Origin of the sequence: Parasphingopyxis sp. (assembly GCF_052168275.1) — a bacterium.
Lineage (GTDB): Bacteria > Pseudomonadota > Alphaproteobacteria > Sphingomonadales > Sphingomonadaceae > Parasphingopyxis.
On sequence record NZ_JBQLZM010000149.1, the window covers coordinates 24,273 to 36,965 of the forward strand.

The window sequence follows — 12,693 nt, forward strand, 5'->3', positions numbered from 1 at the left end:
CTTGCTTGGTCGTCAGCATTACGATGAACGCCTTATAAGCAAAGCTCGTTGAAAGAAGCCTAAAATGCCAAGGTAAACAGGCATTTTACCAATCCTTCCTTTTGGTTAGCGGGATGTGCGAAATTGGCACTGTCGGATTGAAACATCCCTTCAGAGCCTGCCCCCGCCCCATGACTTCGGAACCTTCACCACGCGGTCTTGGCGCGAACAATGCGATCAGCGACTCCGTCGCCGCCATCTGCCGGTCGCCGCCCAAGGCAAGCCGGGTCGCAATCCGGCCTGTCGGCTGCGCGGCCTGACTCGCGGCCACGAAGGCGACGAGCGCGCGAAAGTCCGGCCGGATGCCGCCGGCCGCGTCCATGCGATTGCCAAATGGAGTGAAAGTCATGTCCATGAACGAGGCTAATAGGGAAGAAGGTTGAAAACGTGGTAAAGGCGCGGGCAACGCTTTGGTTAGGAATTCGGCGGCGAAACGGGGATCGTGGTTGGCAAAGCGTAAATCCGCGACGGATTGCCCTTTGCGTGCGGCGCTACGAAACATTAAATGGCCGTTTATGACGAAAGCCGATTTCCAGCTCGATCGCCCCGCAGGCGAAAGTCGCATCGTCGTCGCCATGTCTGGCGGCGTCGATTCCTCGGTCGTGGCCGCGCTGGCTGCGAAGACGGGGGCTGAGGTGATCGGTATCACCCTGCAGCTTTACGACCACGGCGAAGCGACGGGCCGGACGGGGAGCTGCTGTGCCGGCCAGGATATTCGCGATGCGCGCGCCGTCGCCGAAAAGCTCGGCATCGCCCATTATGTCTTCGATTATGAATCCCGCTTCCGGGAATCGGTGATCGATGATTTCGCCGACGAATATATGGCGGGCCGTACGCCAATTCCGTGTATCCGCTGCAACCAGAGCGTGAAGTTTCGCGACCTTCTCGGCATGGCGCGCGATCTCGGCGCGGATTGCCTCGCGACCGGTCATTATGTTCGGCGGGTGATCGGCGATGGCGGTCCCGAATTGCACCGGGCACACGATCCGGCGCGCGATCAGAGCTACTTCCTCTTCGCCACGACGAAGGACCAGCTCGATTATCTGCGCTTCCCGCTCGGCGGGCTGCCCAAGGCCGAGGTGCGCGATATTGCGAAAGAGCTCGGCCTTGCCGTAGCGCTCAAGCCGGACAGCCAGGATATCTGTTTCGTACCCGATGGCGACTATGCGACGATCGTGAAGAAGATGCGCCCCGAAGCGGGCGAGGGCGGCGAAATCGTGACGCGCTCGGGCGAAGTGCTCGGCGAGCATCAGGGGCTCATCCATTTCACTGTCGGCCAGCGGCGCGGCCTCGAGATCGGCGGTCAGCCCGAGCCGCTCTATGTCGTGAAACTGGAGCCGGAGACACGGCGCGTTGTCGTCGGCCCGAAATCAGCGCTGGCGGTCCGTGCCGCCCGGATCGAGGATCTGAACTGGCTGGGTGACGGGTTCGAGGGTGAGATGACGGCCAAGGTCCGCTCGCTGGCCAAGCCGGCACCGGCGTATTTCGACGGTGAAACGGTGACCTTCGATGCACCCGAATATGGCGTTGCGCCCGGCCAGGCGGCGGTGCTGTATGCTGGCGACCGCGTCATGGGCGGCGGCTGGATCGCCGAAACGATCGCGGCCGAAGCGGCGCTGGCGGCCTGATGCGGTTTGCGCGATGGACTTTCGGCATCGCCGCGATCTGGGGCATCGCCGTCGTTTTGCCGCTCTATTTCCTCGAAAGCGCGATATCGGAAAACGCGCCGCCGGCGATCACACACCCGGAATATTATTACGGCTTTGTCGGCGTCGTCCTCGCAACGCAGCTTCTCTACGCGCTGATCGCGACCGATCCCGTGCGCTACCGGCCCGCGATGCTGATCGGGATTTTCAGCAAGCTGTCCTTTTTCGGGGCGTCGGCGCTGCTCTATGTGGCTGGCCGCGTGGACGCGCCGGTCGCCGCGGCCGCTGCCCCAGACCTGCTGTTCGCCCTATTGTTCGGCTGGGCTTGGCTGACAACCGGCAAAGCGCCTGACACTTCGAGATAGAGACCGCAGTTCCCCCTCCCGGTTCGCTGATCTCGCGGTTTCTACCATCGCGGGATCCGGACATCGGGGCAGCGGGGTGTATCGCACGGATTTTCATCTCCGATACTGGACATGTGAGCCCGGTGATGTTTATGTGATATTATATCATTTATAAGGAGGATAAGGTGGGCGACCGAATACACTCGGGTCATGACTGGATGGAGAGCATCGCGATCGGGGCATCGCTCTTGTGTCTCGTTCATTGCCTGATCCTGCCGGTGGCGGTCGCATTGTTGCCCGCGCTTGCCGCTTTCGTTGCGCTGCCCGAGGCGCTGCATATCTGGCTGCTTGGCTTTGTCGCGCCGGTGGCCGGCCTCGTCTTGCTGTCCGGCTATCGCGTTCATCGCGACCATCGGCCGCCGGTTGCGGGAGCGCTGGGGCTCGTCCTGCTGGCGTTCGCGACGCTGTTTTTCCCGGAAACGGTTCTGGATATGCTTCTCTCGACGGTCGGCAGTGTGCTGCTGGTCCGCGCGCATCTGCTGAACTGGACGTGCCGGCATGGATGCCGCCGCTAGGCCGATCATCGGTCCCGTCCGTTATTCTCCGGGCAACGGCTCCAGCACGCAGCCCAGCCCCTCGCGGAACTGCGCTGACCGGCTGGCGAGCAGGGGAACGCTGGCGGTGATGCGTTTCTCTTCGGCGTCTTCGGTCATCGAGATCATCTCCATGCCAGGCTCATAGTCGTTGTAACAGCTCTGCATGTCGCGCCCGCCGATATAGCGGCAGGAGCAGACGACATGCGCGCCATAGCCGACGCCGAGTTCGATCGTCGGCCGCATGCGTATGGCATAAACGATAACCGCGAGCAGCAGGACGAGCAGCACAATGATCGAACCCACGAGAAAAGGCCGCTTCACTTTCATGGTGGCGAGACGTAGCCTGAAGCGATGATGAAGCAAAGATGGGTTATCCCGTTCGCACCGGCACTCGCACTCCTCGTCAGCGCAGCGGCGCCGGTGATCGAGCTTGACCAGGGCGAAGCAACGATCACCGCGAACGAAGCGCCGGCATTCAGTCGCGCCGATATCGCCCCGCTCGTCGAGGCGCTGTTCACCGACGAGGGCGTGGGCGAAACCCGGGCGGTGCTTGTCTTGCATGACGGCGAGGTGATCGCCGAACGCTATGCGCCCGGCTATTCGGCCGATATGCGCTATGTTTCGTGGTCGATGGCGAAGACCGTGACCGCCATGCTGGTCGGCTTTCTCGTCGAAGACGGCGTGCTCGCGCTCGACGCGCCCGTGCCGATCCCCGAATGGCAGCGTGAGAACGACGCGCGGCGCAACATAACCCTCCGGCATCTGCTCCACATGGCGTCGGGCCTCGATCACACCGAGGTCAACGATCCGATCTGGGATTCGGATACCAACCAGATGTTGTTCGGCCGCCATACGGACGACATGGCGGGCTATGCGGTTTCCCGGCCGCTCGAAGCCAATCCCGGCGACAAGTTCGAATATTCGAGCGCGACGACGGTGATCCTCTCACGCATCATCGCCGACGCCCTGACGGATTCGGAGGATCCCGGCGAGCGCGCGGCCGCCTATCGGCGGTTTGCCGAACAGCGGCTGCTCAGGCCGGCGCGCATCGCGAGCGTGTTTTTTGAGTTCGACGCGCAGGGAACCCAGATAGGCGGCAGCCTGATTCATGCAACGGCGCGGGATTGGGCGCGGCTTGGCGAAGTGATGCGGACCGGGCAGGGGCCGGACGGCCGGCAGATCATCTCGCCGGAGTGGCGCGAATTCATGCTCGCCCCATCGCCGCGCAACGGCGAGTATGGCGGACAGACCTGGCTGAATCGCGAAGGCGGCGTCTACGATACGCCCGTGCTGTTTCCCGGCCGGGCGCCGGCCACCCTGTTTTCCTTCAACGGCCATCTCGGCCAATATGTGATGGTATCGCCCGAACAGCGTCTGACCGTCGTCCGCCTCGGCAATACGCCTGATAGCGAGTTGCGGGAGGCGATCGTCATGCGGCTGGCTCGTATTTTCGAAACCGTCGGATGATGTGTCGCAGATCATAGCTAGGTCCGCCGGCTCGCGGTACCGAGACGCCACATGCGGGCCGCAATCGCTTCATCGCTGTTCAGCCCCGCTTCACCGCAGCCGTGCCACATGATAGGCGGGTCGGCCGATGGGGGATGAGAATGACGATACAATCCAAATTCTATGCAGGTCTGGGCGTTGCGCTTGCGGCGCTGGCCGTTACACCGCCGGTACAAGGGCAGTCGCAGGAAAACGCGCTGGCCGTCGGCCGTACGTTCGAGGGCGAACTTGCCGCTGACGACCAGGTCTCGGGCGGCAAGCAGCAATATTACGATCAGTGGAGCGTCCGCGCCACGCCCGGACAACGGCTTTCGATTGTTATGGAGTCGGACGCGTTCGATACCCAGCTCCAGGCGCGGCTTCCGGACGGCACGACGCTGGTCAATGACGATAATCACTGGATCGCGGAGACGACCAACAGCCGGCTCGATGTGGTGGTGCCGGGTTCGGGCCGATTGTCCGTGCGCGCCCAGGCTTTCCGCCCGGCGGAAACCGGCGCCTATACGATAAGGCTGGTACCGACCGAGTCATTGCAGGTGGCGGCGGAAGCGGCTGCTCCCGCGCTGCCGATCACAATCGGCGAGACGCGCAATGGCACGCTGTCGTCGGATGAAGATGGCAGCATCGCCGGGAGATACACGGATCGCTACGAATTTACCGGTACTCGCGGCCAGCGCGTCGATCTGCGCGCGTCGGGCGATTTCGACACGATGCTTTCGCTGACCGGGCCGGACAATTTCTCGGTTCGCAACGACGACGATACGACTGCCGGCGAGCAGACGCTGAACAGCCGGTTGCTGGCCACGCTCCCCGCGGATGGTCGCTATACGATTTCCGTAACGAGCTATGGCCGCGGCACGACCGGCGACTATGCGCTGGCGACGAGCCTCAATCGCAGCGATATCGCCGATACCGAAACGGTGACGGCCAACGCCGCGCCGCTCGCCTTCGGCCGGACGCTGACCAGCGAACTCGGCAAGGAGGACGATACGCTGAACAGCGGCGAATATGTCGAACGATACAGCTTTACCGGCCGGCGAGGCCAGCCGGTCACCGTCGATCTGAGCTCGGACGATTTCGACACCTACCTGATCCTGCGGGCGCCGTCGGGGGATCAACAGGACATCGACGATACGGGCGAATCGCTGAACAGCCGGTTCGAACGGGTACTCGAGGAAGACGGCGTCTACACCATCATCGCCACCAGCTATGCGCCCGGCGCTACCGGACGTTTCCAGCTGGCGCTCAGCGAGGGCACGACGCGCATCCCGGCAAATCCCGAGCAGCGGCAGGTCTTCGCCATATCGGTCGGGATTGCAGACTATGGCGGCAACACGTCGGATCTCAGCTACACCGATACCGATGCGCGCAAACTGTATCAGAAATTCGAGGAACTGGGCATGTTGCGCGAGGAAAGCATATTGCTGACCAACCAGCAGGCGACGCTGTCCGAATTTCGGCGCGCCTTCGAGCGCGTGGCCGCCCAGGCCGGTCCGGACGATATTTTCCTCTTCTTCTATTCGGGGCACGGCAATCAGATCGAGGACCCCGACGACCGCGGCGAACTGGATGGCCGCGACGAGACGCTGGTCTTTGCCGATGGCGAGGAGCTGACCGACGACGATCTCGCCGCTATGTTCGCGGATGTGCGGGCAGGCACGACGATGATCGTGCTCGACGCCTGCTTTTCGGGCGGGTTCGAGCGTGACCTGATTACGCGCCCCAACATGATGGGGCTGTTCAGCTCGGAAGAGGATCTGACGAGCCTCGTCGCGTCGGAATTCAACGCCGGAGGCTATCTGTCGCGCTTTTTCTCGGACGGTGTCGGCGGGCAGGCGGACGACAATGCCGACGGCAATATCACCGCCGGCGAACTCGTTTCCTATCTCCGCTACCGCTTCCGTGAGCAGTGCGACGGACGCAACTGTATCGAGGCGGAAACCGGCGATGCGCAGCGCAACCACCAGGAGCTGGTGGTGCAGCGCGGCAGCGTCGAAGTCGACGATATCCTCGTGACTCTGCCCGAACAGTTCGGCGTGGTCCGTGGCGGGGACTAGAAGAAGAACTCGCCCTCGATAACGGTCGCGCAGCGCCCCGACAGGATCGCGCGGTTGCCGGCGAGCCGGCAGCCGAGCAGCCCGCGACGTGCGCTGGCCTGCAACGCCGTGAAACTGTCGCGGCCCAGCCGATCGGCCCAGAAGGGCGTCAGCGCGGCATGGGCCGATCCGGTGACCGGGTCCTCGTCGATGCCCCAGGCGGGCACGAATACCCGGCTGACGATATCCGTCTCGCTTCCGCGCGCCGTAACGATGGCCATCAAATGGATGTCGGCCAGCGCTTTGAAGTCGGGCGCCGCGGCCTTCACCGCATCTTCGTCGTCGAGCAGGATGATCGCCGTATCCTCGGCCGAATCCGCCACCGAAAGGAAGACCTCGGCGTCCGGCGTGCCGAGCGCGTCGAGCAGGTCGGGACGCTCCACCCCTTCGACCGGCGTGATCGGCAGGTCTAGCTCATAGCCGTCGCCCGCGCGGCGCACCTCGAGCACCCCGGCCTTGCGGGTGCGGAAGCGGACGCGATCGATCTCAGGATGTTCGCCGAGCAGCAGATGTCCCGATGCCAATGTCGCATGTCCGCACATCGCGACCTCGGCGGTCGGCGTGAACCAGCGCAGCTCGTAATCGGCCTCCGCATCGCCTGCAGCGGGCAGATAGAAGGCCGTTTCGCTGAGATTATTCTCTTCGGCGAGCGCCTGCAGCGTGGCGTCGTCCAGCCATGTATCGAGCGGCATCACGGCCGCCGGATTGCCGCCGAAAGCGGTTTCGGAAAAAGCGTCGATCTGGACGATGCGAAGAGTGGGCATGGCGAATATCCTTTCGATCGCCGCTTAGGCCCGGCATCCGCGAACGCACAGCGCGATTATCTGATCAGGGGTAAAGCAGTCCTTCATCCCAGCCGCTGCCCGTCTTAGTGAACAGTCGCCGGTGATGGAGACGATGATCGCGGTCTTCCCAGAATTCGATCCGTTGCGGATCGAGCCGGAAACCCGACCAGTGCGGCGGGCGAGGCACGTCACCGCCTTCGAAGCGGGCGCGAACGTCCTCGTACCGCGCTTCGAACGTCTCGCGGCTGTCGAGCGGGCGGGACTGGTCGGATGCCCAGGCGCCGAGTTGAGAATCCCGGCTGCGCGTGGCGAAATAGGCGTCGCCTTCTTCGTCCGAGACGCGGCTCACCGGTCCTTCGATCCGGACCTGGCGGCGCAGCGACTTCCAGTGGAATAGCAAGGCGGCCTTCTCGGTCGCGAACAGGTCGTCCGCCTTGCGGCTTTCGAGGTTCGTGTACCAGACGAAACCGCGCTCATCATGGCCCTTCAGCAGCACCATGCGCACCGAGGGCTGGTTGTCGGGCGTCGTCGTGGCCAGCGCCATCGCGTTAGAATCGTTGAGCTCGCTGGCGCGCGCTTCGGCGGCCCAGGCGGAGAAAAGGGCGTGCGGGTCATCTGTCATGCCGGGGCTTCTAGGGCAGCGGGGCATCGTCTATCAATGATGCAAATCAAATCGACATTTGGGGACTCACGATGGATTGGCCGACTATATTCAGCATCGCGAATCTGTCGGCCATGTTGGCCTGGGTCGCGTTGATCTTCGGTCCCAGGCGCGAGATCATGTTCACGATCCTGCGCGAGGGCGCTGTCGGGCTGTTGTGCCTCTTCTACGCCGTCCTGCTGATCTATCTGATGGCTATCGCGCCGCAACCGGGCGGCGAAGGGTCCGATTTCACGACCATCGAGGGGGTGCGCGCGATCTTCGCGACGGATATCGGCCTAACGCTGGGCTGGATCCACTATCTAGCGTTCGACCTGTTCGTCGGTCTGTGGGTCGCGCGCAACGCAGACGAAATCGCGCTGTCGCGGATCGTCCAGGCGCCGATCCTGCTGGCGACCTTCCTGTTCGGGCCGTTCGGTCTGCTTATCCATCTGATCGTCCGGCGCATACATGGCGCCCGGAAAACCGCTTGAAATCGAGGAACATCCCGCCCATCTCGGCTGTTGTATAATTGCAACAGTTGGCTAACGGCACATGATATACGACACGGACACAATGGCAGCTGATCCTTATGCGACCCTCGGAGTCTCGCGCGGCGCGAGCGAAGACGAAATCAAGAAGGCGTATCGCAAGCTCGCCAAGGAGCTGCATCCCGACCGCAACACGGACAATCCGCAGGCGGCCGAGAAATTCTCGGCGGCAACCAATGCCTATGACCTGCTGAGCGACAAGGACAAGCGCGCCCAGTTCGACCGCGGCGAGATCGATGCCGAAGGAAATCCGACGCATCCGTTCGGCGGCGGTGGTTTTCGCGGCGGCCAGGGCGGCCCAGGCGGCTCCCATTTCGAATTCTCGACCGAGGCGGGGGACATCGGCGATATCTTCGAAGGCCTGTTCGGCGGACGCGGCGCGAGCTCCTCGCGCGGGCCGTTCGGCGGTTTCCGGAGACAGGCGCCGCCGCCCCGGGGCGCGGACATGGCCTATCGCCTCGCGGTGCCCTTCGAAGCCGCGGCACGGCTCGATGATCAGCGGATCACCCTTTCCAGCGGCAAGACGATCGATCTCAAGCTCAAGCCGGGCGTGGAGAGCGGGACGCAGATGCGGCTATCGGGCCAGGGGCAGGAAGGCCCCGGCGGCGCCGGCGACGCGATCGTCACGATCCTCGTCCAGGACCACAAATTCTACGAACGCGACGGCGACAATATCCGCATAGACGTACCGATCGGTCTCGACGAGGCGGTGCTGGGAGCGAAGATCAAGGTTCCGACCGTCGACGGTCCGGTAATGCTGACGGTGCCCAAGAATGCGGCATCGGGAAAAACGCTGCGCCTGAAAGGGAAGGGCTTTCACAAGAAAGGCGGCGGCCGGGGCGATCAGCTAGTGAAGCTCGAGATCGACCTTCCGGAAGACGACAAGGATCTGACGGAATTCGTCAAATCCTGGAAGCCGGGCAAACCGCAAAATCCCCGTTCGCAACTGGGTGTCTAGCCTTTGACGCATGAAGCCTCGCAATCGCCTGAGGCGCGCCGCAGGCTGGCCGAGGCCCGGATCCGCGAGGGCCGTCCAGTCGAGCGTCCGCACCCACGCACCTGGGGCTGGACCACGCTCACGCGGACGGTCGAGGGTGTGTATGCCGAGGGCTTCATTCATGCGGGCAATCTTGCCTTCATGGCGCTGCTTGCGCTCTTCCCGTTTTTCATCGTCCTTGCGGCGCTCGCTCAGGTGTTCGGCCGTACGGAAGATGGTCTGCAGGCGGTATCGATATTCCTGCAGAACGTCCCCCCGACGGTGGCCTCGGCGCTCGAGGATCCGATTGCCAGCGTGCTGTCGGCGCGAACCGGCAATCTGTTGTGGATCGGCGCGGCAATCGGACTCTGGACGACCGCGAGTTTTATCGAGACCGTCCGCGAGGTCCTGCGGCGCGCCTATGGAACGCCCTATGGCCGCCCCTTCTACGAATATCGGCTGTTTTCGATCGGGCTGATCATCATATCCGTCGCGCTGGCGCTGCTCGCCTTCGCGCTGCAATTCGTGATGACCGGGATCGAGCAGTTCATCTACCGCGTGCTGCCGCTGATGGAGGAGTATCGCGTTCTCGTCTCGCTTTCGCGGCTCGTTCCCGCTCTTGCGATATTCCTCGGCTTCTATCTCATGTTCTGGTCGTTGACGCCTCGTCGGTATCGCGGTCGGCGCTACCCGAAATGGCCCGGCGCGCTGCTCGTTACCGTCTGGTGGTTGGGAACCACCGCCCTGATGCCCGTCGTGCTATCCAACTTCCTCAGTTACGACCTCACCTATGGCAGCCTCGCCGGTTTCATGTTGTCGCTGATGTTTTTCTGGGTCATCGGCTATGGCGTCGTCGTCGCCGCGCATTTCAACGCGGCACTGGCGGAAGTGCCCGAAAGCGAGCTAAGGGACGTCGCAGACGAAGCACCGTCTGACACTGCAATCGAGGAACCGTAATGACGGGATTGATGGAAGGAAAACGCGGGCTGATCATGGGGCTCGCCAATGACCGGTCGCTGGCATGGGGCATCGCCAAGCAGTTGCACGAGCAGGGCGCCGAAATGGCGTTCAGCTACCAGGGCGAGGCGCTGGAGCGGCGCGTGCGACCGCTCGCCGAAAGCGTCGGATCCGATTTTCTGATCGAATGCGACGTTTCCGACATGGACGCGCTCGACACGGCATTCGCGACGCTCAAGAAACGCTGGGAGACGATCGACTTCGTCGTCCATGCCATCGGCTTTTCGGACAAGAACGAGCTGCGCGGAAAATATGTCGATACCAGCCTCGACAATTTCCTGCTGACGATGAACATCTCGGTCTATTCGATGGTCGCCGTGACCAAGCGCGCGAGCGAAATGATGCCGAACGGCGGTTCGATTCTGACGCTCAGCTATTATGGCGCGGAAAAGGTCGTGCCCCACTACAATGTGATGGGGCCCGCCAAATCGGCACTCGAAACCAGCGTCCAGTATCTGGCGATGGATCTGGGGCCGGACAATATCCGCGTCAATGCGATCTCGGCCGGACCGATCAAGACGCTGGCCGCGAGCGGGATCGGCGATTTCCGCTATATCCTGAAATGGAACGAGCTCAATTCGCCGCTTCGTCGCAACGTCACGATCGAGGATGTCGGCGGGGCCGGCGTCTATCTGCTCAGCGATCTGGCTTCGGGCGTTACCGGCGAAACCCATCATGTCGACGCCGGCTATAACGTTATCGGCATGAAGGCCGAAGACGCACCGGACATCGCGCTCGAGAAGTGATCGCAATTCGCCTCGAGCGGCCGTCCACGCGATTCACGAGGCGGCATTCGAAACCGATCTGGAAGCCCGCCTTGTGAGGCGATTGCGCAGCGATGGCGACATTCTGCTTTCGCTGATCGCCTTCGACGGCGACGAACCGGTCGGCAACGTCATCCTGTCGCCGATGCAAGTTGAAGGGGACGGCAGGTTCGTCGAAGCGGCCGCGGTCGGGCCGATCGGCGTGCTTCCGACCAGGCGCGGCGAGGGCATCGGCAGTGCGCTGATGCGCGAAGCGGTCGATTGGGCGCGCACCGAAGGTCTCACGGCGATGTTCCTGCTCGGCGATCCCGAATATTATCGCCGGTTCGGTTTTCGCGCCGAAACGGCGGCGCCGTTCGCATCGCCCTATGCCGGGCCCTATTTTCAGGCGTTGATCTTCGATGATCTTTTTGTGCTGCCAAAAACCGGCAAGGCCGACTATGCTCGGGCTTTTGCGGCGTTCGAAGGTTAGGCACGGAAGCTGATGAGCTATAACAGTTTTGGACGCGTGTTCCGCTTCATGACCTGGGGCGAGAGCCATGGCCCGGGGCTCGGCGTCGTCATCGACGGCTGTCCGCCCGGCATCGCGCTAGCGGAAAGCGATATCCAGCCCTGGATGGACAAGCGCCGTCCGGGCCAGTCCCGCCATACGACGCAGCGGCGCGAGCCCGATGCGGTAAAGATCATGTCTGGCGTCTATGAGGGGCGCACGACAGGCACGCCGATCCATCTGATGATCGACAATGTCGACCAGAGATCGAAGGACTATTCCGAGATCGCCGCCAAATACCGCCCCGGCCATGCCGATTACACCTATGACGCCAAATACGGATTTCGCGATCCGCGCGGCGGCGGCAGATCTTCGGCGCGCGAAACGGCGGCCCGCGTCGCGGCAGGCGCCGTGGCGCGCAAGGTCCTGGGCGACGGGATCGGGATCCGCGCCTATCTGACCGAGCTGGGCGGCATCCCGATCGACCGTGCCCGGTTCGACGACGCGGCGATCGATGCGAACGGTTTTTTCTGTCCCGATCCCGTGGCGGCGGGCGAGTGGGAAGCCGCGGTCGACACGGCGCGCAAGGACGGCAATTCGCTGGGCGCGGTGGCCGAGTGCGTCGCGACCGGCGTGCCGGCGGGTTGGGGGGCGCCCGTTTACGCCAAGCTTGATGGCGAGATCGCCGCGGCGATGATGTCGATCAACGCGACGAAAGGCGTGGAGATCGGCAATGGTTTCGAGGCCGCGCGGATAACCGGCCGCGACAATGCCGACGAGATGGCACCGGGCGATGAAGGCCCGCGCTTCCTGTCGAACAATGCGGGTGGCGTGCTCGGCGGCATTTCGAACGGCGACGCGATCGTCTGCCGAACCGCGTTCAAGCCGACGAGTTCGATCCTGACGCCGCTGAAAACGGTGACCCGGGACGGCGAGGCGACGGAGATCTCCACCAAGGGCCGGCACGATCCCTGCGTCGGTATTCGCGGCGTACCGGTCGTCGAAGCGATGATGGCGCTGGTCCTCGCCGATCAAATGCTACTTCACCGGGCGCAATGCTCCTGATAGACCGGATGGTTCAGGGGTAACATATTGGAAGAAATCCGGCTCTTTATCGAAGCCAATCAGGCGGTTCTCGGTCTCGCGATCCTGGCGGTGATGTTCATCGCCTTCCTCTTCGAGCGTTTTCCGGCGGCGGTCGTCGCACTGTTCGGCGCCTGTACTTTCCTCTTCCTCGGCATCC

Annotated in this window: 15 protein-coding genes; 11 read left to right on the forward strand and 4 right to left on the reverse strand. The window is 63.1% G+C overall.

The window, feature by feature from the left end; all coding sequences use genetic code 11:
* Positions 1-85 precede the first annotated feature (85 nt).
* The gene (locus ACTS1X_RS13895; RefSeq protein ID WP_442615001.1) at positions 86-541 is read right to left on the reverse strand and encodes a hypothetical protein; all 456 of its coding nucleotides are present in this window, start codon (positions 539-541) and stop codon (positions 86-88) included.
* Between the two features lie 13 nt (positions 542-554).
* Between ACTS1X_RS13895 and mnmA the strand changes: the two genes are divergently transcribed.
* The 3 genes from mnmA to ACTS1X_RS13910 all read left to right on the forward strand — a co-directional run bounded on the left by mnmA (position 555) and on the right by ACTS1X_RS13910 (position 2,604).
* Positions 555-1,667: a tRNA 2-thiouridine(34) synthase MnmA gene (gene mnmA, locus ACTS1X_RS13900; protein WP_442615002.1), complete on the forward strand. Its 1,113-nt coding sequence runs from the start codon at positions 555-557 to the stop codon at positions 1,665-1,667.
* Positions 1,667-2,050 carry a hypothetical protein gene (locus tag ACTS1X_RS13905; RefSeq protein ID WP_442615003.1) on the forward strand — a complete coding sequence of 128 codons (384 nt, stop codon included), beginning with the start codon at positions 1,667-1,669 and terminating at the stop codon, positions 2,048-2,050. Before mnmA ends, ACTS1X_RS13905 begins: the two co-directional genes overlap by 1 nt.
* Positions 2,051-2,214: 164 nt before the next feature.
* Positions 2,215-2,604 (forward strand): MerC domain-containing protein, encoded by a 390-nt coding sequence (locus ACTS1X_RS13910; protein ID WP_442615004.1) that lies wholly within the window; start codon positions 2,215-2,217, stop codon positions 2,602-2,604.
* A 21-nt stretch (positions 2,605-2,625) separates the two neighbouring features.
* Here the strand turns inward: ACTS1X_RS13910 and ACTS1X_RS13915 are convergent, their stop codons facing one another.
* A complete protein-coding gene (locus ACTS1X_RS13915) occupies positions 2,626-2,952 on the reverse strand; it encodes a hypothetical protein (RefSeq protein ID WP_442615005.1) in 327 nt (108 codons plus the stop codon).
* 24 nt (positions 2,953-2,976) lie between these two features.
* Here ACTS1X_RS13915 and ACTS1X_RS13920 point away from each other — a divergent pair, with 24 nt between their 5' ends.
* Positions 2,977-4,092 carry a serine hydrolase domain-containing protein gene (locus ACTS1X_RS13920; protein WP_442615006.1) on the forward strand — a complete coding sequence of 372 codons (1,116 nt, stop codon included), beginning with the start codon at positions 2,977-2,979 and terminating at the stop codon, positions 4,090-4,092.
* A gap of 140 nt (positions 4,093-4,232) precedes the next feature.
* Positions 4,233-6,188, forward strand: a complete 1,956-nt coding sequence (locus tag ACTS1X_RS13925) for a caspase family protein (protein ID WP_442615007.1) — start codon at positions 4,233-4,235, stop codon at positions 6,186-6,188.
* On the opposite strand, the gene ACTS1X_RS13930 is transcribed toward ACTS1X_RS13925, so the two are convergent.
* Together ACTS1X_RS13930 and pdxH are read right to left on the reverse strand one after the other, a co-directional pair.
* Complete coding sequence (locus tag ACTS1X_RS13930) at positions 6,185-6,991, reverse strand: PhzF family phenazine biosynthesis protein (protein ID WP_442615008.1); 807 nt, start codon at positions 6,989-6,991, stop codon at positions 6,185-6,187. The genes ACTS1X_RS13925 and ACTS1X_RS13930 overlap by 4 nt on opposite strands.
* A 64-nt stretch (positions 6,992-7,055) precedes the next feature.
* Positions 7,056-7,634: a pyridoxamine 5'-phosphate oxidase gene (gene pdxH, locus ACTS1X_RS13935; RefSeq protein ID WP_442615009.1), complete on the reverse strand. Its 579-nt coding sequence runs from the start codon at positions 7,632-7,634 to the stop codon at positions 7,056-7,058.
* 71 nt (positions 7,635-7,705) lie between these two features.
* Between pdxH and ACTS1X_RS13940 the strand changes: the two genes are divergently transcribed.
* From ACTS1X_RS13940 to aroC, 6 genes are all read left to right on the forward strand, one after another.
* Positions 7,706-8,146, forward strand: a complete 441-nt coding sequence (locus tag ACTS1X_RS13940; RefSeq protein ID WP_442615010.1) for an ABA4-like family protein — start codon at positions 7,706-7,708, stop codon at positions 8,144-8,146.
* 82 nt (positions 8,147-8,228) lie between these two features.
* Positions 8,229-9,161 (forward strand): DnaJ C-terminal domain-containing protein, encoded by a 933-nt coding sequence (locus tag ACTS1X_RS13945; RefSeq protein WP_442615011.1) that lies wholly within the window; start codon positions 8,229-8,231, stop codon positions 9,159-9,161.
* Between the two features lie 3 nt (positions 9,162-9,164).
* Entirely contained in the window at positions 9,165-10,136 is a 972-nt protein-coding gene (locus ACTS1X_RS13950) for a YihY/virulence factor BrkB family protein (RefSeq protein WP_442615012.1), read from the forward strand.
* Entirely contained in the window at positions 10,136-10,942 is an 807-nt protein-coding gene (fabI, locus tag ACTS1X_RS13955) for an enoyl-ACP reductase FabI (RefSeq protein ID WP_442615013.1), read from the forward strand. Before ACTS1X_RS13950 ends, fabI begins: the two co-directional genes overlap by 1 nt.
* Before the next feature lie 31 nt (positions 10,943-10,973).
* Positions 10,974-11,432, forward strand: a complete 459-nt coding sequence (locus tag ACTS1X_RS13960; protein WP_442615015.1) for a GNAT family N-acetyltransferase — start codon at positions 10,974-10,976, stop codon at positions 11,430-11,432.
* A gap of 12 nt (positions 11,433-11,444) precedes the next feature.
* A complete protein-coding gene (gene aroC / locus ACTS1X_RS13965; protein WP_442615014.1) occupies positions 11,445-12,515 on the forward strand; it encodes a chorismate synthase in 1,071 nt (356 codons plus the stop codon).
* Positions 12,516-12,693 lie beyond the last annotated feature (178 nt).